Annotated in this window: 21 protein-coding genes; 8 read left to right on the top strand and 13 right to left on the bottom strand. The window is 63.3% G+C overall.

Annotated elements, in window-relative coordinates:
• The first annotated feature begins 38 nt into the window (after positions 1-38).
• Positions 39-686 carry a hypothetical protein gene (locus tag AB7C87_RS14315; RefSeq protein WP_369730160.1) on the top strand — a complete coding sequence of 216 codons (648 nt, stop codon included), beginning with the start codon at positions 39-41 and terminating at the stop codon, positions 684-686.
• Between the two features lie 26 nt (positions 687-712).
• Here the strand turns inward: AB7C87_RS14315 and AB7C87_RS14310 are convergent, their stop codons facing one another.
• Both AB7C87_RS14310 and AB7C87_RS14305 read right to left on the bottom strand, forming a co-directional pair.
• Positions 713-1,141, bottom strand: coding sequence for a universal stress protein (locus AB7C87_RS14310; protein ID WP_369730159.1), 429 nt, complete (start codon positions 1,139-1,141; stop codon positions 713-715).
• Between the two features lie 41 nt (positions 1,142-1,182).
• Positions 1,183-2,364: an inorganic phosphate transporter gene (locus AB7C87_RS14305; RefSeq protein ID WP_369730158.1), complete on the bottom strand. Its 1,182-nt coding sequence runs from the start codon at positions 2,362-2,364 to the stop codon at positions 1,183-1,185.
• A gap of 685 nt (positions 2,365-3,049) precedes the next feature.
• Here AB7C87_RS14305 and hisA point away from each other — a divergent pair.
• Positions 3,050-3,802 carry a 1-(5-phosphoribosyl)-5-[(5-phosphoribosylamino)methylideneamino]imidazole-4-carboxamide isomerase gene (hisA, locus tag AB7C87_RS14300; protein ID WP_369730157.1) on the top strand — a complete coding sequence of 251 codons (753 nt, stop codon included), beginning with the start codon at positions 3,050-3,052 and terminating at the stop codon, positions 3,800-3,802.
• A gap of 89 nt (positions 3,803-3,891) precedes the next feature.
• Here the strand turns inward: hisA and AB7C87_RS14295 are convergent, their stop codons facing one another.
• From AB7C87_RS14295 to AB7C87_RS14285, 3 genes are all read right to left on the bottom strand, one after another.
• Positions 3,892-4,566, bottom strand: a complete 675-nt coding sequence (locus AB7C87_RS14295; protein WP_369730155.1) for a hypothetical protein — start codon at positions 4,564-4,566, stop codon at positions 3,892-3,894.
• A 213-nt stretch (positions 4,567-4,779) separates the two neighbouring features.
• Positions 4,780-6,309 carry a TrkH family potassium uptake protein gene (locus AB7C87_RS14290; protein ID WP_369730154.1) on the bottom strand — a complete coding sequence of 510 codons (1,530 nt, stop codon included), beginning with the start codon at positions 6,307-6,309 and terminating at the stop codon, positions 4,780-4,782.
• 69 nt (positions 6,310-6,378) lie between these two features.
• Positions 6,379-6,645, bottom strand: coding sequence for a DUF8028 family protein (locus tag AB7C87_RS14285; protein WP_369730153.1), 267 nt, complete (start codon positions 6,643-6,645; stop codon positions 6,379-6,381).
• 305 nt (positions 6,646-6,950) lie between these two features.
• Between AB7C87_RS14285 and hisB the strand changes: the two genes are divergently transcribed.
• Positions 6,951-7,538 carry an imidazoleglycerol-phosphate dehydratase HisB gene (hisB, locus tag AB7C87_RS14280; RefSeq protein WP_369730152.1) on the top strand — a complete coding sequence of 196 codons (588 nt, stop codon included), beginning with the start codon at positions 6,951-6,953 and terminating at the stop codon, positions 7,536-7,538.
• Between the two features lie 192 nt (positions 7,539-7,730).
• Here the strand turns inward: hisB and AB7C87_RS14275 are convergent, their stop codons facing one another.
• Entirely contained in the window at positions 7,731-8,504 is a 774-nt protein-coding gene (locus AB7C87_RS14275; protein WP_369730151.1) for a DUF8528 domain-containing protein, read from the bottom strand.
• Positions 8,505-8,914: 410 nt separating this feature from the next.
• On the opposite strand from AB7C87_RS14275, the gene trpY reads away from it, so the two are divergent.
• Positions 8,915-9,418, top strand: coding sequence for a TrpY family transcription regulator (gene trpY, locus AB7C87_RS14270; RefSeq protein WP_369730150.1), 504 nt, complete (start codon positions 8,915-8,917; stop codon positions 9,416-9,418).
• Positions 9,419-9,444: 26 nt separating this feature from the next.
• Here trpY and AB7C87_RS14265 read toward each other — a convergent pair whose 3' ends face one another.
• The gene (locus AB7C87_RS14265) at positions 9,445-9,876 is read right to left on the bottom strand and encodes a DUF7522 family protein (RefSeq protein ID WP_369730149.1); all 432 of its coding nucleotides are present in this window, start codon (positions 9,874-9,876) and stop codon (positions 9,445-9,447) included.
• A gap of 154 nt (positions 9,877-10,030) precedes the next feature.
• On the opposite strand from AB7C87_RS14265, the gene AB7C87_RS14260 reads away from it, so the two are divergent.
• Positions 10,031-10,639 carry an IMPACT family protein gene (locus tag AB7C87_RS14260; protein ID WP_369730148.1) on the top strand — a complete coding sequence of 203 codons (609 nt, stop codon included), beginning with the start codon at positions 10,031-10,033 and terminating at the stop codon, positions 10,637-10,639.
• Positions 10,640-10,683: 44 nt separating this feature from the next.
• On the opposite strand, the gene AB7C87_RS14255 is transcribed toward AB7C87_RS14260, so the two are convergent.
• The 5 genes from AB7C87_RS14255 to AB7C87_RS14235 all read right to left on the bottom strand — a co-directional run bounded on the left by AB7C87_RS14255 (position 10,684) and on the right by AB7C87_RS14235 (position 16,818).
• Positions 10,684-10,980: an SUI1 family translation initiation factor gene (locus AB7C87_RS14255; protein WP_369730147.1), complete on the bottom strand. Its 297-nt coding sequence runs from the start codon at positions 10,978-10,980 to the stop codon at positions 10,684-10,686.
• Between the two features lie 151 nt (positions 10,981-11,131).
• Complete coding sequence (locus tag AB7C87_RS14250; protein ID WP_369730146.1) at positions 11,132-12,964, bottom strand: excinuclease ABC subunit C; 1,833 nt, start codon at positions 12,962-12,964, stop codon at positions 11,132-11,134.
• A 106-nt stretch (positions 12,965-13,070) separates the two neighbouring features.
• Positions 13,071-14,258: a hypothetical protein gene (locus AB7C87_RS14245; protein WP_369730145.1), complete on the bottom strand. Its 1,188-nt coding sequence runs from the start codon at positions 14,256-14,258 to the stop codon at positions 13,071-13,073.
• Between the two features lie 38 nt (positions 14,259-14,296).
• Positions 14,297-15,628, bottom strand: a complete 1,332-nt coding sequence (locus AB7C87_RS14240) for a two-component system sensor histidine kinase NtrB (RefSeq protein ID WP_369730144.1) — start codon at positions 15,626-15,628, stop codon at positions 14,297-14,299.
• On the bottom strand, positions 15,628-16,818 hold the full coding sequence (locus AB7C87_RS14235) for an FIST signal transduction protein (RefSeq protein WP_369730143.1): 1,191 nt from the start codon (positions 16,816-16,818) through the stop codon (positions 15,628-15,630). Before AB7C87_RS14235 ends, AB7C87_RS14240 begins: the two co-directional genes overlap by 1 nt.
• 112 nt (positions 16,819-16,930) lie before the next feature.
• Between AB7C87_RS14235 and AB7C87_RS14230 the strand changes: the two genes are divergently transcribed.
• The 3 genes from AB7C87_RS14230 to AB7C87_RS14220 all read left to right on the top strand — a co-directional run bounded on the left by AB7C87_RS14230 (position 16,931) and on the right by AB7C87_RS14220 (position 19,159).
• Positions 16,931-17,200 carry a DUF7967 family protein gene (locus AB7C87_RS14230; RefSeq protein WP_369730142.1) on the top strand — a complete coding sequence of 90 codons (270 nt, stop codon included), beginning with the start codon at positions 16,931-16,933 and terminating at the stop codon, positions 17,198-17,200.
• Between the two features lie 109 nt (positions 17,201-17,309).
• On the top strand, positions 17,310-18,236 hold the full coding sequence (locus AB7C87_RS14225) for an ABC transporter ATP-binding protein (RefSeq protein ID WP_369730141.1): 927 nt from the start codon (positions 17,310-17,312) through the stop codon (positions 18,234-18,236).
• Entirely contained in the window at positions 18,233-19,159 is a 927-nt protein-coding gene (locus AB7C87_RS14220; protein WP_369730140.1) for an ABC transporter permease, read from the top strand. Before AB7C87_RS14225 ends, AB7C87_RS14220 begins: the two co-directional genes overlap by 4 nt.
• A 128-nt stretch (positions 19,160-19,287) precedes the next feature.
• Here AB7C87_RS14220 and AB7C87_RS14215 read toward each other — a convergent pair whose 3' ends face one another.
• Positions 19,288-19,734 carry a response regulator gene (locus tag AB7C87_RS14215; RefSeq protein ID WP_369730139.1) on the bottom strand — a complete coding sequence of 149 codons (447 nt, stop codon included), beginning with the start codon at positions 19,732-19,734 and terminating at the stop codon, positions 19,288-19,290.

The following is a 19,734-nucleotide window of genomic DNA, read 5'->3' as shown; positions in this document are numbered from 1 at the left end:
GGATGGGATGACTCGAGGCTGAAGGGTGACGAACGACGATGCTGAGCCCGGTCCGTGTCGACGCAGTTGTCGATCTCGCTTACGGCGCGTTGATCGCACTCTCGATCGTTCTGATCGCGACGCTCGATACGAACGTCGGGATCGCGTTCGGGGTCGGCGTGTTCGCATCGTACGTCGTCCACGTCGTCTGGAAGATGGCTCGGTTCGATCCGGACTGGATGACCCAGGCCGTCGAGGAGACCGTCGAGAAGCAAGTCGAGGAGGTCCAGGCACAGGTCGAGGAGACCGTCGGAGAGACTGTCGAGGAGACCGTCGGTGAAACCGTCGAGAAGCAAGTCGAAGGCGTCCAGGCACAGGTCGAAGAGACCGTCGGCAAAACCGTCGAAAAACAAGTCAAAGGGGTCCAGGCACAGGTCGAGGAGACAGTCGGTGAGACTGTCGAGGAGACGGTCAGCGAGACTGTCGAAGAAACGGTCGGCGAGACTGTCGAAGAAACGGTCGGCGAGACTGTCGAAGAAACGGTCGGTGAGACCGTCGAAGAAACGGTCGGTGAAACCGTCGGAAAGCAGGTCGAAGCGGTCCAGGAGCAGGTCGAAGCCGTCGACGAGCGAGTCGATCGACGCCCTCGAGAGGACGAGGTCGAAGAGATCGTCGAGGAGTCGGTCGAAGACGAGTCCGAGTCGTAACCGATCGGACGGGCCTTTCGCGGACCTCAGCGGACGATCGTCACCGGGACCGGCGATCGCTTCGACACCGTCTCGGCGACGTTGCCGACGAGAAACCGGTGTGTCGCACGCCTCCAGTCTTCGCCGTGACTGCCGAGTACGATCGCATCGTACTCCTCGGCACGGTCGATGATGTTCCGGGCTGGATGGCCCATGCTGACGATCGTCTCGACCTCTCGGTTCCGTTCGTCCGCGACCTCGTGGGCGCGGTCGAAGACCGGCTCGGCGCGTTCGGCGGCGGCGTCGCTAATGTCGTCCTCGAGCGTAAGCGCGACTGCATCGCCCATCATCATCGAGGGAACGCCCACGACGTGGAGAACGGTGACGTCGGCGTCGGGGTGGGCCTCGAGTGCGTACTCGAGGGCGGAGGCGGCGTGCTCGGAGTTGTCCATGGGAACGAGAATTTTTGATAGCATAGATCGAGATACGACAGCCACGGACGTAAGTACCCCCACCGTCAGGCGACTCCCGGAAGGAGCGTAAAGAACCCGTAGGCCAGAATCGTCGACATCGACGGGCCGATGATCCACATCGAGACGTACTTGATCACCGCTCGAGGGTTGAAGAGATCGCTTCCGTGGAGCACTTCTTCGGTTTCTTCTTCACCGATCGGAGGGGCTGGTTCGTCTTCTTCCTCTTCGGCGACGATCGCACCCAGTTCGATCTCACGCTCTGCTAGTTCGGGCTCGCGGGTGACAGCTTCGCGAAAGGTGATCGGGCGGGTCGCTCGGCCCCAGCCGATCCCGACGATCGTCATCACCGTCGCCATCACGAGACTGATCGGGATACCGATCCAGGAAAGGATCGTCGTGATCGTGGACGCAGTCATCATGACGAACAGCGCCGCGAGCAGGGGGATGTCGCTCAATTCGCCACCGACTGAGTCCATCGTTCGTCGCGCGATCGTGAACCCGCCGAGACCGATCGCGAGCGTGGCGATAATAACCGCGGTCGTTACCTCTAAGCCAGCTTCGCCGACCAGCGGCGCAGCGGCGTTCGGAACGTTACTCGCTCCGGCGCTAAACGCCATGTAACAACCGATAGCGAGAACTACTGCCGTTGTCCCGATCTCCGACCAGGTCGTGTTCGGTCCGAGCGCCAGTTTCGGAATCGAGCCTCGTCGATCGAGGGCAAACAACGGACCATCAGTTTTCTCGATCGTCACTCGCCGGTTGACTTCCGGATAGATGTACCGACCGATGATGCCGCCGATCCAGAAGCCGATGATCGGAGTCACGACCCACCACGAGATGATCTCCGCGATAGTCGCGTAGTTGAGCGTGCCGGTTGCAAGCCCCAATCCGGCGATTGCGCCGACGGTCGTCATCGACGTCGGGACGGGAACGCCGAAAATGTTGGCGACGAGGATTCCCAACCCGATGAAAAAGAGGACGGCGACCCCTGCAGAGAGCGTGAGGTCGATCGTAATAATGCCCTCGCTGAGCGTCTCCATCACGTTTTGACCGACGGTAATCCCGCCGAGAAAGACGAAGACAGTCATGACCGCCGCCGCAGTCGTCTTCTTTACGATACCGGCGCCGACCGATGGCCCCCACGTAATCCCCGTCGACGATCCGCCGATGTTGAACCCGACGAAGACCGAAGCGACGATACCAACCAGTAGAAGCGTTTCGACCATCGACAAACAGTACGACTGTTCCGATAAAATAAGTACTGGAGTTCTCTGTATCGTCTCTGTCAGTTATCCGCCTTCGATAGTAGCCACTGATACGGTCTGCTGTCAGTCAGTTCCGGTGCGACCGCGACTCGTTCTGCGGTCGAACCGGTACATCGTTACAGCAAACTGTATGAAAGCCATTGCACATCTGATCGACAGACGAGCGCGGTTCGGAGTGTGCGCGGTTCGGAGCGAACGGAGTGAGCGAGAACCGCGTCAATGCGAACGGGGAGGAACGACCCGTGAGCGAACGGAGTCGTTCGAACGACCAGCGGTCGTTCGTGATGACGAACATCTTCGATTTTCGAACCATGAACGAAAACCGCGTCAATGCGAACGGGGAGGAACGACCCGTGAGCGAACGGAGTCGTTCGAACGACCAGCGGTCGTTCGTGATGACGAAAATCTTCGATTTTCGAACCATGAACGAAAACCGCGAAAATGCGAACGGGGAACGAACGTGACCCGTGAGTTCGGCGATCGGCGTGTGAACCGTTTCAGTTGTGACTACAATGCATCGCTTACGCTTCCGTGACCAGGCCCGACCTCCCAACGATCCGCGGTTCCCGCCCAGCACTCGAGTGTCGCGTTCGGACGGGGTCGCGAAACCGTCGCCTTTACTCCCGTCGGACGCACTCACACGCGTATGAACGACTCGAGTCAGGAATCCATTGGCGAACGCGGGTTCGACGTGATTCCAGCAGTCGACGTACAGGACGGCGAGGTCGTCCAGCTCGTCCAGGGCGAGCGCGGAACCGAGAAGACCTACGGCGAGCCCGTCGAGGCCGCTCGGCGGTGGATCGACGCCGGTGCGTCGTCACTCCACCTCGTCGACCTAGACGGCGCGTTCGAGGGCGAACGGCAAAACGCCGAGGCGATCGACGCCGTCGTCGAGGAAGTCGACGTGCCGACCCAACTCGGCGGCGGCATTCGCACCGTCGACGATGCCGTCGACCTACTCGAGCGCGGCGTCGATCGCGTCATCCTCGGCACGGCGGCGGTCGAAGAGCCAGAAATCGTCGCGGAGATTAGCGAGGAGTACCCCGGTAGCGTCGTCGTCAGTCTCGACGCGAAAGACGGCGAAGTCGTCGTCGAAGGCTGGACCGAAGGGGCGGGAATCTCGCCCGTCGACGCCGCGAAACGATACGAGGAACTGGGCGCGGGCGCGATCCTCTTTACGAACGTCGACGTCGAAGGGAAACTCGAGGGCGTCGCGACCGAACCAGTCCGGGAACTCGTCGAGGCGACTGAGATTCCGGTAATCGCGAGCGGCGGCGTCGCCACCCTCGAGGACGTCCGGGCGCTCGCCGACACCGGCGCGGCGGCCGCCGTCGTGGGGAGTGCACTCTACGAGGGCCAGTTCACGCTCGAGGAGACACAGGACGAAGTCGACGACTGATCGTCTTCGGCTGATCGATGACTTCGGTCACGGCGTCGTTGGTGACCCGATCCTGGTGTCTCGATCTCGGGCGACCGGCCGCACCGGAATCACGCCGCGGGTGTGAACCGCGGCCCGTACGTTCGGGTCGCGTAGACGATGAGCGGGACGCCGACCGCGGTCGGACCCAGCCACCGGACCAGCGGCGGGACCATCGTCAGGTTGACCGTAATCGTCGCGGTCACGGTCGCGATGTACGCGCCGCCCATGAAGCCGACGTGCCAGTCGATCCACGGCGTACGTTCGGCGGGTGGCGATCGGAACTCGAGTAGCGTGAGGACCGCAAACCCGGCACCGATCGCCCCGAAGACGGCCAGTGCCGGCGCGAGGCCGGGTGGACCGGTGATCATCTGCCACCCGCCGAATGCGACCATCAACCCGCCGACAGCCACCATCGAGCCGTGTCCCGAGTAATCGACCGGCGTCAGCGCGGTCAACCCGGTGCGTCGCCGGGCGATCACGCGGTAGCCCCCGAAGACGAGGTAGCCGCTGAAGACAGCGATGGCCAGCAAGAACCAGTTCTCCGTCCAGACCGCCAGCGGAACTGCCGTAACGACCACGACGACCATCGACAGCGCGTACGCCCTGCCGGCGACGTTGTGGCGACGGCCGCCTTTCCTCGTGACGATCGCGGCGAGTCCCGCGGCCAGTGCAAGAACCCCTGCGAGGACGTGAACCCAGAGGACCGGATCGGCGAGCCACACGCCCGCGCTCGAGGCCATCATTCTACGCTCCCTCCTCCCTTCGTCACAGGTCGCCACCTCGCGGTCGTCGTCTCGACGTTCATACCTTCGACCTGGGCGAACAGCGTCGAATAGCCTTCCCCAACACGTTGGAATTTCGCGAACAGCATCCGCTGACGAGTGCGACCAGCGAGCGGTTTCGCGATTCGAACGAGAGCGCTCGAGACCGACCGAGAGACGCAACGTCGAACCGGTCTAGGAGCGCCAGAACGCCGGCAACAGCAAGACGAGCACGGGGACGATCTCGATTCGGCCGATCCACATCATGACGATCATGACCGCTCGAGAGCTCGCGGGAAAGCCGGCGTAGTTGTCCATCGGGCCGGCCATCCCGAACGCGGGGCCGATGTTGAGGAAGATGGAGGCCGCGGCGCCGAGCGCCTCGAACTCGCCGACGAACTCGCCGGCTCGAGCGGCGTCGACGACGAGGAAGATAGTGAGCACGAAGAAGATGACGATGGCGAGCATGACGTAGCCGAAGATGTCGTTGACGGTCTCTTCGTCGACGACGCCGCCGCTGACGCGAAGCGGGCGGACGGCGTCGGGATGAACCGCGGTGAAGAGGTTGCGCTTGAACGCCTTGAGGACGACCAGCCAGCGAAGCGACTTGATCGAACAGGTCGTGCTCCCGGCCATCCCGCCGAGGAACATACAGAGGAACAGCGCGTGTTTCGCGCCCGGCGTCCAGAGGTTGAAGTCGGTCGAGGCGTAGCCGGTCGTCGTCACCAGCGAGACGACGTTGAACAGGCCGTGGCGGATCGTCGGCTCGAGACCCTTCTCGATGTCGGGATCGAACGCGAGGATGGCGACGACGATCGCGCCGAAGAACGCGAGGGTACCGAGGTAAAATCGGAGTTCCTCGGAGTTGATGGGCCGGTCGAACTCGCCTTGCGTGAGGTAATAGAGCAGAACGAAGTTAGTCGAGCCGACGATCATGAACGGCATGATCGACCACTGGACGATCGGGGCGAAGGCGCCGATGCTCTGGGGTTCTGGCGAGAACCCGGCGGTGGCGACGCTCGTTAACGCGTGTGAGACGGCGTTGAACAGCGTCATGTTCGGTGCGAGGCCGAGCAAGTGGAGTCCGTAGAAGACGACGATCGCCAGAAGCGTGATGCCGACGTAGATGGTCCAGATGAGCCGCGCCGTCTCGGAGATGTGTGGTCTGAGCTTCCTGACGTTTCGGGTTTGGGTCTCGGTCTCCATCAGCTGTGCGCCACCGACCATCAGGTGCGAGAGCAATCCGATGGCGACGACCAGGATGCCGAGTCCGCCGAGCCACTGGATGAGTTGGCGCCAGAGTAACACTGCACGCGACTGGTTCTCGAAGTCCCAGCCGTTCATTATCGTCGCACCCGTCGTCGTCAGCCCGCTCATACTCTCGAAGAAGGCGTTGACTGGCCCGTCGACGAGCCCCGAAAACGACGATTCGCCGCCCGAGCCGAGGCCGGCGAGGAGAAAGGGGATCGCGCCGACGAACGCGACGCCCAGCCAGGTCAACGCGACCATCAGAAACGACTCCCGCTGACCGAGTTCGCGATTCTCGCTCAGTTGCTCCAAGAGAATGCCCGCGACGATCGTCACCGCGATCGCGACGACGAAGGGGACCGGATCGTCGCCGTCGACGAGCGCGAGGGCGGCGGGAACGACTAGCGGAACGGCGAGCCACTTCAGTACCGTCCCGGTGAGACTACAACTCGAGCGCCAGTCGACGCGAATCCTCATCGATCATCGAGTATCGTCGCGGGAGGGAAATAACCGATTCGGAGTTCCCCCGTTTTTGGACGGCAGCGTTCACTCCTGATTGTGACCGTGGCCGACGTACAGCGCGAGGACGTTGACCGACAGGAGGGTGAGAAACGTGAGGGTGATTTGAGGATCGCCCAGTCCCTGTGCGAGAAGCGGCAGGTGGACGAACGGGAGCGCGATCGCGACCCAGAACGAGAGAAACTGTGCGGGACCTTTGAGCGAGCGAACGAGACGACGGCTCCCGGATTTGTGATCCGTCTCGGGACCGGACGGACCGATGGATTCGTTCGGGAGTGGAGAGTGGTTTGACATCGGTTCGGAGCACCTCTTCTTACGAACGACATTCGTCCCTTCCATCATATAACGGAGAGAATATTGGCTCCGTTTCGATCCGTTTCATCGGCGTAGGCCGTGATGAAGGTCGTTTCGAGACAGTTCTAGAATCCTCGAGACGTTTTATAATCCAATCTAAGCGAATTTCTGACTATTTGGACAATAATTGATATCGACGAGAGTGGCGTTGATATCGCATAGAATAGTAAAGAACAGAACCCAGACAGGGACGAGTGTCGGCGGCGAGCGCAACCGCCTTGTATCGGTGGTGCGATCGATTCGACATGAGCGAGCGCACGGCGACCGTAACGCGCGAGACGGCGGAGACGTCGATCGAGTGTACGATCGGGATCGACGGCGACGGAACGGCGACGGTCGAGACAGGGATCGGCTTCTACGACCACATGCTGACGTCGTTCGCCAAACACGGCCTGTTCGACCTCGAGGTAGCGTGTAACGGCGACCTCGAGATCGACGACCACCACACGGTCGAGGACGTCGCGATCGTCCTCGGCACGGCGATCGACGAGGCTCTCGGCGACCGATCGGGAATCGTCCGTTATGCGGATCGGCGAGTTCCGCTCGACGAGGCCGTCGCCGATGCCGTCGTGGACGTAAGCGGGCGATCGCGATTCTACTTCGACGGCTCGTTCTCCCAGGACGAGATCGGCGAGTTCACGAGCGACATGGCGAGACACTTCGGCGAGTCGCTCGCGATGAACGCCGGACTGACGCTTCACCTCGCGGTCGACGGCGAGAACGCCCACCACGAGGTCGAAGCGCTGTTCAAAACGCTCGCGCGGACGCTCGACGACGCGACCCGGATCGACGAGCGCCGCGACGGGATGCCCAGTACGAAAGGAACGCTTTGATATCTTACAGCAGTCCGTCTGATACGGTTTACTGTCAGTCAGTTTCGGCACACCCGCGACCCGGGTCGCGGTTGCAACGGTGGACTCGCTGCACTCCTCTATCGAGAGTCGTCTCACACGGTTCGACTCACCGCCGGTAAATCGGGACAGCAATCCGTATGAAAGCCGTTCCGCCGGCGACGTGGCCACTTCCTACGAGCGGTGAAGCGCCCCGTCGCGTTCGACGAACTCGTCGTCCTCGAGTGCGTGATCGACGATCTTCTCGGTCTCGTGGGACTCGAGGTCATACGCGCCGGCGATCAGGGTCTCGACGGCCGCACGTTCCATCGGAAACTCGCGGTTTCGAAGCAGTCGAATCGCTTTGGCGTATCCCTGTGGTGGTCTCGCTTGCTCTCCCGAACCACTTGGCGTCGCCGACGTCGCGTTCGTCGCCGACTGGCCCGAGTCCGCCGTCGACCCCGATTCGCGCTCGTTCGAGTCGGTCGTATTCGGCGACGGTTCCTCGGCTCGAGCCGTCGTGCCCGCCGACGCCTCCACGGATCGGACGGACTCGGCGTCGCCATCGCCTTCCTCCGGTTCGTCCGCATCGGAGTCGTTTCCATCCGCCTCGTCGTCGCGCCCGAGGGTGATTCCGGTCCGCGAGTCGGAATCGGTCTCGCCGTCCGAGGACGTCCTCCCGTGGCTTGGAGACCGACGCGTCGACGGCTCGTTCGCGGACACAACGGTGGTTTTCGGCGAATCGGACTCACCGTCGCCCGCCGAAGCGCCTTCGGCATCGTCTCGTCCCCGAGTGGCGCCCGCACGGACGAGGAGCGGTTCGAGAAGCGCCTCGAGGCGATCCCGGCAATCGGGACAGAGGACGACGCGGCGTTGTTCGTCCTCGCTCGGCTCGAGTTCCGGCGGAACGATCTCGAAGGTCCCGACGGCGTCGGCTCCACAGAAGTCACAGCATCGAAGCGCGCGCATGGTCGACGATACGGTTCGGTGCCGTAAAAACGTCAGTCAGACGGTGGTCGGCTGACGACCGGTGACGGGACGGGTTAAAGTAACAACTGAAACGATTCACACACTGATCGCCGAACTCACGGGTCACGTTCGTTCCCCGTTCGCATTGACGCGGTTTTCGTTCATGGTTCGAAAATCGAAGATTTTCGTCATCACGAACGACCGCTGGTCGTTCGAACGACTCCGTTCGCTCACGGGTCGTTCCTCCCCGTTCGCATTGACGCGGTTCTCGCTCACTCCGTTCGCTCCGAACCGCGCACACTCCGAACCGCGCTCGTCTGGCGATCAGGTGTGCAAGACCTGCAGTGGCTACTAGAATCGAGCGGCGTCAACCACCGATCATTATAGGCCCGAACGCGTACGTCCGACAAATGTTCGACGAGATTATGGAGAAGTTCGAAGGATCGCCGAGTCAGCAGGCGGTCATCCGCCTGTTGCTCGAGCGGGGCTTCTCCGTCAACGACGAGGGTCGGGTCGTTTCGGGCGGCATCGAGATTCCGAACACGGGCATCGCCCGCGAGATCGACGTCGATCGACGGGTCGTCGACTCGACGACCGACGTCATCCTCGAAGACCCCGAACTCCGCAGAATCTTCCAGAACATCTCGCAGGTGCCGAGCCTGATGGATCTCGCGCCCGTCCTCGACCTGACCGTCCTGTCGATCGCCGTCGCCGACCCAGAGCGAAAGGGAATCGTCGCCACGGTCACGGGAACGCTCGCCGACAACGACATCTCGATCCGACAGACGATCAGCGAGGATCCGGAGTTCACCGACGAACCCCGCCTGTATCTCGTCACCGACGAGGATCTCCCCGGCGAGGCGATCACGCAGTTACGCAACCTCGAGTTCGTCCGAAAGATCGAAATCCAGTAGTCCTCGATTCGCCCTCAATCGAACGACTACCCGTCGCTTGCCGGTTCGGAACCGCTTTCAGTCTCGGCCTGGGTTGCCGGCTGAGCGTCGTCGAGGATCGACGCGAGCACGCTCGAGAGTTCTTCGAACCGCTCCATCGAGAGATCGTCCGTCGTCACCCAGACGCCGTGATCACCGCGGATAACTCGAGTCAGATAGCCGTTCTCGAACATCCGTATCGTCGCGCCGTAGCCGCCGAGTTGGGTGTTTCGGTACGCGGATTGGGAGCGAAAACCGAGGCGTTCGTGATCCGCGAAGCCGACCAAGTCGGCCGTCTGCTCTAAGTCCGACCGGAGATACAGCTGTTCGACGCCGTCCTCGGTGAAGTAGGTGATGCTCCGAAGCTCGTCGCCGACCGTTGTCCGACAGCCGCCGATCAGTTCGTCTCCGAACGCTCGTTCGAGGGCGAGATCGTCCATGGTATATGCTAGCGGGAAGAGTACAAATAGAGTGGTGGGCGGGTCGGTCGACCGATGTTCTCATTTTTCGGCCTGTCGTACTCGTCGGTATGATCGACGACTCGCCGACGGAGACGACGAGACGCGACGGACGACTCGTCGGTGACGGCCGCCTATGAGTCGAACGTATCGCGCACTCGAGGAACCTGCAACGACCGAGTTCGTCGTTCAGGGCTCCGAGTTCATCGGCCACGCTCGGCCGGTCAGCGACATCGAGGACGCCGAGTCGTTCGTCGACGCGGTTCGTACGGAGTACGCCGACGCGACGCACAACGTCCCGGCCTACCGGGTGCGGGCCGACGCCGACGGCGACCTGCTTCGCGAGTACTCGAGCGACGACGGCGAACCCACCGGCTCCGCTGGAAAGCCGGCGCTGAACGTCCTCACACAGCGAGACGTAGAGAACTGTGCAGTAGTCGTCACCCGCTACTACGGCGGGACGAACTTAGGCGTCGGCGGACTCGTCCGGGCGTACTCCAAGGCGGTAAAAGACGCCGTCGACGAAGCGGGCGTCGTCGAACGGCGACCACACGAGACCGTCGCGATCACGGTCGAGTACGACGATTCGGGAACGATCCGGTCGATCCTCGAGAGCGAAGGCCACGAGTTCGACGCCGACTACCAGGCCGACGTCTCCTTTAGCGTTCGAGTTCCAATCGCCGAAAGCGAGGCACTTCGCGATCGCATTCGAAGCGCGACGAGCGGTCGGGCCGACCTCGAGTGAGCCGGACAGAGACGCTCAAACCGTCAGCTGACTCTCGACCTGGCTCAGTCTCGGACGTCGAACCCTCGCTCGCGGAGTAACGGTGGAACTCGATCCTGGTGGTCGCCCTGGAGTTCGATCTGGCCGTCGTCGGTCGTGCCACCGGTTCCCATCGCGCTTTTCAGATCCGAGGCGATCGAGTCGATTTCCGACTGGGGGAGGTCGAATCCCTCGACGATCGTCACCGGCTTCCCGTAGCGTCTGCTTTCCATCCTGACCGATAACACCTGTTCGGCCGCCTCGAGGTCGTGCTGGCTGTCAAGTTCGTCGAGCAAATCGTCGAGCGAGTCGTCGTTTGACACGAGTTTCCGTACGTCGCCGAGATACATAGCACTGTCCGTGGGTGTCGCGTTACTGCCCGAGGACGACTCGAGCCGTTCGACTCGCGGAATCTCGCCCTCGACCGCGTGGATCTTGTCTCGAGTGCGGCCGCGACGTGATCGGCCCGTGAGTTTATAGCCGCGACTTGATCGTCGCCGCGGTCTTCTCGCCGATGCCGGAGACGCTTCGGAGGTCCTCGAGGCTCGCCTCTCGAACGTTTTCGACGCTTCCGAACCGACCCAACAGCCGCTTTCGCGTCTCCGGGCCGACGCCGGGAACGTCGTCGAGGACCGTCTTCACCTCGTCGCGGACGGTCCGGTGGTACTGGACGGCGAAGCGATGGGCTTCATCACGAACGCGCTGGAGGAGGTGCAGGTGTGGCGCATCGTCGGGCCAAGAGTACTCTCGCTCCGGCGTGATTACGCGCTCGTCGGCTTTCGCGAGCGCGATCGTCGGTACGTCCCAGCCGACCTCCGCGAGCGCGTCGCGGGCGGCCTCGAGTTGGCCCTCGCCGCCGTCGATCACGAGCAAGTCGGGATCGGGCCGATCGTCTCGACCCTCGACCGCCCGTCGCGCACGCCACTCGAGGAGCGTCCGCATGTTGGCGTAGTCGTCGTTGCGATCGTCGAGTTTCTTGCGCCGGTAGTCGGCCGTTTCCGCGCTTCCGTCGACGAACGAGACGTCGCTCCCGACGGCCGAACTCCCCTGGGCGTGGCTGACGTCGAACCCCTCGATTCGGCGGGCCGCGTCGATCTCGAGGGCGTCGGCGAGCATCCCGCACTCGTCGCGCCCGCCGACGTTCCGTCGAGCGTTCTTCAACGCGAGTTCGACGAGTTTCGCCTCCCGGCCCGCGCCGGGTACTCGCACGGAGACACCTTCGGCCTCGAGCCAGGCCGCGACCTCCTCGTCGCCGTGGCGTTCGGGGAGCAACAGCGCGTCGGGGAGGTCGCGCTCCGCGTAGTACTGGACGAGAAACGCCGCGAGGACCGCTGGGACGCCACCCAGACCGCTGTCGCCCGCTTCGTCGGTGGACACGCTCGCCGGACCGCCACTTGCAGACGGAGGTTCCGACGACCCCGGTGCCTCGAGTGCGTGGCGTTCTCGATCGACCAGTTTCCCGCTCTCGGCGCGGAGACGGGCGACTGTCGCCGTTTCCCCTTCGATCGCGACGCCCAGAACGTCGACCGCGCGCTCGTCGCCGACCGACTGAACCGCCTCGCCGCCCTCACCGTGAAACGCCTCGACGGTCTCCAGGCGGTCCCGCAGGTTGGCGGCGCGCTCGAAGTTCCGGTCCGCCGCGGCGGCCTCCATCTCTCGGCGCAGGGGATCGGCGAGAATTCCCGTCTCGCCCTCGAGGAAACGTTCGACGGCGGTGACGTCCTCGCGGTAGCGCTCGAGGTCGATCTCGCGGGTACAGGGTGCTGTACAGAGTCCCATCTCGTAGTCGAGACAGGGGCGATCGCGGCCCGCGTACTTGTGATCGGAACAGCCGCGAACGCCGTAGGTTTCCCTGAGCGCCTTCAGGACCGTCTCGACCCGACCTTTGTTCGTATACGGGCCGAAAACGGTCGCCGCACCGGTTCCATCACCCGACGTGCTGTCTCCTCGTCCGTCCGGATCTCGCGTCACCTCGATTCGCGGTGCTTCGTGGCCGGTCAACTGGACCATCGGGTACGACTTGTCGTCTTTGAGCCGGACGTTGTACCGCGGCTGGTGGCGCTTGATCAAGTTCGCCTCGAGCAACAGCGCCTGTGTCTCCGTGTCGGTGACCGCGATCTCGAGTGCGTCGGCGCGCTCGACCATCCGCCGGATCCGCCCGCTTCGCGGGTCGGCGTACGACCGCACGCGGCTTCGCAGGTCGACGGCTTTCCCGACGTACAGCGTCGTTTCCCCCTCCTGAAACTGGTAGACGCCGGGCTCACGAGGCACCGATCGCGCGCGTTCGCGAACCCCGTCTGCGTTCATCGGCGGCCCTAGGGAGTCGGCGGCTTTGAGGTTGACCCCTCGCCCTCGTCCTCGCCACACTCGTCGCCACCGACGTCACCCCCGGTTGCTCTCGCCGTCACCGGCGTCACCCCCGGTTGCTCTCGCCGTCACCGGCGTCACCGTTATCCTCGTCCCCACACCCATCACTCTCATCGTCACCGTCATCACCGCCATCCTCGTCGTTACCGGCATCACCGCCATCCTCGTCGGCCCCGCCGCTCTCGCCACCGTCGTCGTTGCTCCACCACCGTTCGCTCTCGAGATTCCGCTCTGTGCTCTCCTCCTCGGCCGAACCGGATCCCTCGAGGGGATCCCACTCGAAGGCGTCGGACGACTCCTCGCCATCGAGACCGTCGGTTCGGGGGTTCTCCCCGCCGGTGGGTGGCTCCGCCGACTCGAGAGGCGAGAAATCCGCCGTCGGCTCGGGACTGTCCGTCGGCTCGCCTGAGTCGACCGAATCACGGTCCCAGAGGCCGTCCGCTGGTGAATCACTCTCGGGCGAACTGTCCTCCAGCGAACGCTGTTCCTCCGGGCTGTCCTCCAGTGGGCCCCGTTGTTGCGGGGCGTCGTCCAGCGAATTTCGTTCCAACGGGCTGTCGACGCGTTCGCGGACCGTCCGGTGGCGATCGTCCGCCGTCGAACCGTCCTCGAGTCGGTCGCGATCCGGATTCGGCGTGCGTTCGTCGATGGCGCCGAGTGAGGGTTCGGGCCGGATCGCCTCCTCGAGTTCGATGACGGCGGCGCCGACGTCGTCGGTTCCCGCGACGGGGAGTTCGACGTCGTCGTCGCCACGGACTTCGATCACGAGTCGACGTGAGCGCGACCGGACGTACAACAGTGCGAAGGCCGCGGCGATCGTGAGCGACAGGACGCCGGTCACAACGACCGCGAGGTCGACGAGCGCGAGCGTCGATTCGACGGCGCTCAGAATGCCGTCGGCGGGATTTGTCGGCGCGTTCGTCTCGCCGCTCTCGAGGTCTGGCGTCGGAACCAGATCGACGAAGCTAACGGCGACGCTCGTGACGAGCAACCCGATCCCGAGCAACGCCGAGACGAACGTCCACACCAGGTAGCCGATCCGTCCCGTACGTCGGAGGTCGACCGCGCCGACGTTCGGGAGATTGACGTGCCGGTACGCCGGGCCGTCACCCCCGGAGGGAAACGTGAGCACTCGATGGCTCGTGACGACGATCTCCGCCGTCGCGATCTCGAGGCGGTGCTCGACGCGTTCGCCGTCGTACAACAACTGGTCGACGCGGTCGGCCCATCGCATCCGTTCGATACCGACTCTGTCCGCAACAACCAAGTACGTCAGGGCCGGCTCCCGACGGAGATTCCGCGGATTTCGAACCTTGCACCGCCCTCGACTCCCTCGCCGACGTCGATCGCCCAGCCGTGAGCATCCACGATCGCCTCGACGATCGCGAGACCGAATCCGGTTCCCTCCGAGGACGTCGTGTAACCGTGATCGAACACGTCGTCGCGCTCGTCGGCCGGGATCCCTGGCCCGTCGTCCTCGACGAACAGGACGCCCTCGTCCCACCCGACGCGAACCGTGATCACGCCGGCGTCGCCTCCGTGTTCGACCGCATCTGCAGAACCTGACGGTTTTGCATGGCTCGTGGAGCCGTGCTCCACGGCGTCCTTGGGAGTTTGCGACCGAGGGCTCGTGGAGCCGTGTTCGACGGCGTTTCGAAACAGGTTCTCGAACAGCTGACAGAGGCGGTCGCCGTCGGCCTCGATCGTCAACTCCTCGGAAAACGCCTCGACGAGGCCGACGTTCGTCGTCTCGATGTAGCGCCAGGCCTTCGTGACCACCTCCGCGAGGACGACCGAGTGCGGGTCGTCGACGGTTCGACCCTGGCTGGCGAGTGCGAGCAGATCGTCGATGAGCTGTTCCATCCGCTCTTGGGCGTCGAGAGCGTCCGCGAGGTGGTCGGTCACCGCCGGTTCGGTGCTCAGCTGGTGTGCGAGTTCGACGTTTCCCTGCGCGACGGTCAACGGATTTCGAAGGTCGTGGGAGACGACGCTGACGAACCGCTCGAGCTGTTCGTTCTGGCGCTCGAGGGCTCGTTCGCGACGTTTTTGCTCCGTGATGTCCGTGTAGATGCCGTAGCCTTCGATCTCGCCGCCGAACCCCGAGACGACGACCGACTGGAAGAGAAACGTTCGGCGCTCCCCCTCGGCGGTCAGCCGATCGAGTTCCGTCCCGCAGTCGTCGCCGGACCGAAACCAGACGTCGAGCGAGTCGGTGCGCTCGTCTGCCGGCGTGAGTAGCTCCGGGAGCGACCGGCCGATCGCGTCCTCGCCGTAGCCGAACGTCGCTTCGAACGCCGGGTTGACGCTGGTGACGACCGGCGCTGATTGCTGAAACGAGACCGCGACGACGGGTTCGGAGAGCTCCTCGATGAGCGCGTCGAAACGACGCTGGGCCTTCTCGCGGACGCGGATCTCGGTTGCGACGATCTCGAGGTAGCCCTCGGTCTGGCGGCCGATCGTCTCGCAGATGTCGGCGACTTCGTGACTGGAGTACGATTCCGCGGGCTCGAGATCGAGGTCGACGAGTGCGTCCTCGAGCAACGACTGTGCTTTCTCTACGCCGACGGTTTCGCCGAACGTCGAAACGAGTTCGTCGTGATCCATCACTCGGGGAGTAACAAGACGACGGTCGTCGTGTTGTGATAGCCGCTGAACTGTCCAGGACCCATACAGATCTCGCCGTACGTCTCGAAGCCGACGAACGGAAGCGAAAGCTCCGAAGCCATCTCCTCGACCGCACGTTCGAACTCCTCGCCAAGGACGATGCCGCGACACGCACAGTCGTAGACGAACGCGCCGGCCATCCGAACGTCACCCGCGTCCGCAAGCGCCCGGCGAATCGTTTCACCGGCAGATTCGATCTGGGCCTCCGGACGCCCGTGCATCACCCGCAACACCGTTCCTTCGGGGACGTCGACGGCGAACTGCATCGCACCCTCCTCGTCCTCGATCCACGGCCAGCGCATCTTGTACTGGTCGCCCTGGTTGATTCCGAACTCGAACTCACAGAGGATCTCCTGTAAGAGCGTCGAGTCGGCGTCGAGATCGTCGATGGCGACGCCGAACTCCTCGGCGACGGTGTCACGAACCGCATCTTTCCAGACGTCGAACGCCGGCTCGCCGTCGAGTTCGTAGACGGTCGGCCCAGAAGCCCGCGTCACCTCGACCGGTGCAGACAGGGGTTCGTGTCCGTGTGCGACCGCGACTACGGGTCGCTGTTGTGCACCGATGAGAGCAACGACGACACCGTCCTCGACGACCTCCCCGTCACAGAATACGTACGTCGACTCGAGGCGGTGATTGTCGGCCGCCGAGCCACCCGCGATGGATACTTCAGGCCCGAGTTTCTGTTGACAGCTCAGTGCGAGTTTCTCGCCGACGCCGCTGAGACCGTCGTGGAGGGTGATCGCGGCGGCGTAGGGGTGGTCGCCGACGCGTTCGGGCAGGTCGCCGACCGCCTCTCGAACGGCCCGTGAGACGTTCTCCCGAAGCCCGGTTCCGAGGCCGGTGTAAAACGAGAGCGTGTCGCTCGTGACGAGACCGACCGCGACCCCGTATTCGACGGCGTCGTTCGTGAACGTGCCGTTCGCCGAACAGCCGATGAGCTTCGCGTCGGGTCCGACGACGTCGCGAATCCCCGCCAGGATCCGATCGAACTCGTACTCCACCGGACAGAAGACCTGGCAAAAGTCCACCCGTTCCCCCGGAAGTTGTGCCAGCGCCTTCGCCGCGGCACGTTCACCCGGATTCCCGCCCGAGTCGGTAATCAGCGCTGTTCCAACGGATGTGGACATGACACACAGTGAGTCGTCTCAGTAATTGAATGTTTGGTCTACCATCATTTTCTGCCGGCCGATCCTGGCACGGAACGGTACGTTTTCGGGGCGTGACCTCCTCAGTGTGTCCATGAGCGAGTCGACGGTTCGCTGTTGGTTCGTCGAGCGGGCATTCGGCGACCGCAACGTCGTGACGATCGTCTACGCGAGCGCCGACGGGTCCCGATACCACCAACGGGAGCGCTCCTCGGCGTCGCTCCGAACCGGCTCCCCCGTCACCGCCGCGGTCGAGATACCCGAAGACCAACTCGAGCCGGTCGACGACGAGGAGACACGGGATCGGTACGCGACGGAGGCAGAACGGACCGCGAACCGGTACGAGCCGGACGAAACGGTGTGACGTCCGCCGGTTCGTTCCGTTCTCGCCCCCATTTTTCCCGTTTCACACTGCCGTATATTTTCCGCCGTGAGTGACAAACCTTATCGGGAAACGGTGTGTCCACACAGCTATGCCCGCTATTACAGTCGACGACCTGACCAAATCGTACGGTCAGACGCTCGCGCTCTCCGAGCTCTCCTTCGAGGTGGAGGAAGGCGAGGTGTTCGGGTTCCTCGGTCCGAACGGGGCCGGTAAATCGACGACCATCAACGTCATCCTCGATTTCATCCGCCCGACGGCCGGCCAGGTCGAGGTGTTGGGTATGAACGCTCAGACCCACAGCCGCGACATCCGCGCGCGGACCGGCGTCCTTCCGGAGGGCGTCGAAACCTACGACCGGCTCACGGCGAGAGAACACCTCGAGTTCGCGATCGAGTCCAAAGGCTCGATGGACGATCCCGAAACCCTCCTCGAGCGCGTCGGTCTCCTCGACGCCATCGACAGGAAAGCCGGCGGTTACTCCAAGGGGATGTCCCAGCGGCTCATGCTCGCGATGGCGCTGGTCGGCGAACCCGACCTCCTGATCTTAGACGAGCCCTCCACCGGGCTCGATCCGAACGGCGCCCGCGAGATGCGCGAGATCGTCCGCGAGGAAAACGACCGCGGCGCGACGGTCTTTTTCTCGAGTCACGTCATGGAACAGGTCGAGGCGGTCTGTGACCGCGTCGGCATCCTTCGAGACGGCGAGATGGTCGCCGTCGACTCCGTCGAGGGGCTTCGCGACTCGGTCAGCGAGGGCGAAACGCTTCGCGTGACCGTCGACCGGATCGACGACGAGGCCCTTCAGGCGGTTCGTTCGCTTCCGGACGTCTCGAATGCAGTCGTCGACGGCGAGAATCCGCCGCAACTCGTCGTCGAAGTCGATGGGTCGAAAACCGCCGTCCTCGGCGAACTCGAGGAACGCGGGATCGAGATCGACGACTTCTCGACGACCGAGGCCTCGCTCGATGAGGTCTTCCAAACGTACACGGCGAGCCGAGAGGTGCAAGCGCGATGAGCACCGAAACAACCAACGCGGACGGAAACGAAACGGTCTCCCCCTCGAGTTCGGTTAACTTAGAGAGCGTCCGTGCTATCGCGAAAAAGGACTTCAAGGACTCGTTCCGGTCGTGGCTGTTCTGGGGACTGAGCATCTTCTTCTTTATGCTCTTGGTCCTGTTTACAGGGGTCCTCTGGTACTTCGACGGCGATGTTATCGCGGCCGAAGGGCTGACGACTGCTCTGCTCATCGAGGAAGTCGGTAGTATCACCCGCCTCGTGATCCCGCTTATCGCGCTGGTGCTCGGCTGGAAAGCCATCGCCGGTGAACGCGAATCCGGGAGCATCAAGATCCTCCTCTCGCTTCCACACTCGCGAAAGGACGTGCTCCTCGGGAAACTCATCGGCCGATCGGCGGTGCTCTCTCTCTCGTTGACCGTCGGGTTCGCGCTCGCGGCCATCGTCGTCGCCGCGATGGTCGGAAGCTTCGATATCGGCGATTACCTCGGATTGCTCGTCATGTCGATTATCTACGGGATCGCGTACACGAGCATCGCGATCGCCGCCTCCTCGCTCACGCGATCGACGACTATCGCCGGCGCCGCGATCTTCGGCGTCTTCGTCCTCTTTTATATCGTCTGGGATTCGGTCCTCGTCGCGGTCTACCTCCTCATTGCCTTCGAGTATCTCCCGGATAGCGAAACGATCGCCCAGCTCGCGCTCTTTTACCGGAGCCTCGATCCGGGAACGGCCTACTGGAGCGTTCTCTCGCTGTTTACTTCCTTCGGCGGGTTGGACGACCAGACGGTCATGATGCTCGAGACGATGTTCGACGACGTTCCGTTCTACCTCGAAGACTGGTTCGCGATGATCGTGTTCCTGTTCTGGATCATCGTCCCGACGCTGGTCGCGATGTTCAGACTCGACCGCGTCGACCTCTGATCGGCGATCGGGTTCGGAAAACCGAGGTCGGCAGGTTCCGTTTCTCGGTCGAAGTCAATACCGGGCGACGACCCGGTCCGTTTACAAGTGGATGAGGAGAAAGCCTCGGGGCTTGACCCCGAGGCGATTTACGAGGGTGCCGGCGGATGTTGTGCGGACTCGATCCAGAAGTCCTCGATCGCCTGGGCCATCGAGTCGAACTCGTCCGGACTCTGTGGCTTGGTGAGGTAGGCGTTGGCGGCGCGTTCGTAACTCTCGCGGATGTCCGATTCGGTCTCGGAACTCGAGAGGACGAGCACCGGCGGCGGCGGGAAATCGAGGTCGCGTTTCAAGTGCTCGAGAAAGGTAAACCCATCAACGCGCGGGAGGTTCAGATCGAGGAGGATGATGTCGGGGTGGATATCGAGTTCGTCGTCTCGAGCGACGTACTCGGCGGCCGCTTCCCCGTCCGTGACGGTGTGAAACTCGATCTCGCTGTCCGTCGACTCGAACGCCTCCAGCGTGAGTCGGACGTCTCCCGGGTTGTCTTCGACAAGCAGGATGTCCACCGGCTCGTCGGGGGTAAATTCGTTCAT

Source organism: Natrarchaeobius versutus (assembly GCF_041205745.1).
Classification (GTDB): Archaea; Halobacteriota; Halobacteria; order Halobacteriales; family Natrialbaceae; genus Natrarchaeobius; species Natrarchaeobius versutus.
Note: the sequence above shows the minus strand (reverse complement) of the source record. Positions and strands in the feature narration are given on the sequence as shown.

Coding starts and splice junctions, on each gene's coding strand:
- AB7C87_RS14315 (WP_369730160.1), top strand. CDS start 39: ATGCTGAGCCCGGTCCGTGTCGACGCAGTTGTCGATCTCGCTTACGGC.
- AB7C87_RS14265 (WP_369730149.1), bottom strand. CDS start 9,876: ATGGACGATCTCGCCCTCGAACGAGCGTTCGGAGACGAACTGATCGGC.
- AB7C87_RS14295 (WP_369730155.1), bottom strand. CDS start 4,566: ATGATGGCCTCGAGCGCGGGCGTGTGGCTCGCCGATCCGGTCCTCTGG.
- AB7C87_RS14230 (WP_369730142.1), top strand. CDS start 16,931: ATGAGCGAGTCGACGGTTCGCTGTTGGTTCGTCGAGCGGGCATTCGGC.
- AB7C87_RS14245 (WP_369730145.1), bottom strand. CDS start 14,258: ATGCGATGGGCCGACCGCGTCGACCAGTTGTTGTACGACGGCGAACGC.
- AB7C87_RS14285 (WP_369730153.1), bottom strand. CDS start 6,645: ATGTCAAACCACTCTCCACTCCCGAACGAATCCATCGGTCCGTCCGGT.
- hisB (WP_369730152.1), top strand. CDS start 6,951: ATGAGCGAGCGCACGGCGACCGTAACGCGCGAGACGGCGGAGACGTCG.
- AB7C87_RS14235 (WP_369730143.1), bottom strand. CDS start 16,818: ATGTCCACATCCGTTGGAACAGCGCTGATTACCGACTCGGGCGGGAAT.
- AB7C87_RS14240 (WP_369730144.1), bottom strand. CDS start 15,628: ATGGATCACGACGAACTCGTTTCGACGTTCGGCGAAACCGTCGGCGTA.
- AB7C87_RS14290 (WP_369730154.1), bottom strand. CDS start 6,309: ATGAGGATTCGCGTCGACTGGCGCTCGAGTTGTAGTCTCACCGGGACG.
- hisA (WP_369730157.1), top strand. CDS start 3,050: ATGAACGACTCGAGTCAGGAATCCATTGGCGAACGCGGGTTCGACGTG.
- AB7C87_RS14305 (WP_369730158.1), bottom strand. CDS start 2,364: ATGGTCGAAACGCTTCTACTGGTTGGTATCGTCGCTTCGGTCTTCGTC.
- AB7C87_RS14215 (WP_369730139.1), bottom strand. CDS start 19,734: ATGAACGAATTTACCCCCGACGAGCCGGTGGACATCCTGCTTGTCGAA.
- AB7C87_RS14250 (WP_369730146.1), bottom strand. CDS start 12,964: ATGAACGCAGACGGGGTTCGCGAACGCGCGCGATCGGTGCCTCGTGAG.
- AB7C87_RS14260 (WP_369730148.1), top strand. CDS start 10,031: ATGAGTCGAACGTATCGCGCACTCGAGGAACCTGCAACGACCGAGTTC.
- AB7C87_RS14275 (WP_369730151.1), bottom strand. CDS start 8,504: ATGCGCGCGCTTCGATGCTGTGACTTCTGTGGAGCCGACGCCGTCGGG.
- trpY (WP_369730150.1), top strand. CDS start 8,915: ATGTTCGACGAGATTATGGAGAAGTTCGAAGGATCGCCGAGTCAGCAG.
- AB7C87_RS14220 (WP_369730140.1), top strand. CDS start 18,233: ATGAGCACCGAAACAACCAACGCGGACGGAAACGAAACGGTCTCCCCC.
- AB7C87_RS14310 (WP_369730159.1), bottom strand. CDS start 1,141: ATGCTATCAAAAATTCTCGTTCCCATGGACAACTCCGAGCACGCCGCC.
- AB7C87_RS14225 (WP_369730141.1), top strand. CDS start 17,310: ATGCCCGCTATTACAGTCGACGACCTGACCAAATCGTACGGTCAGACG.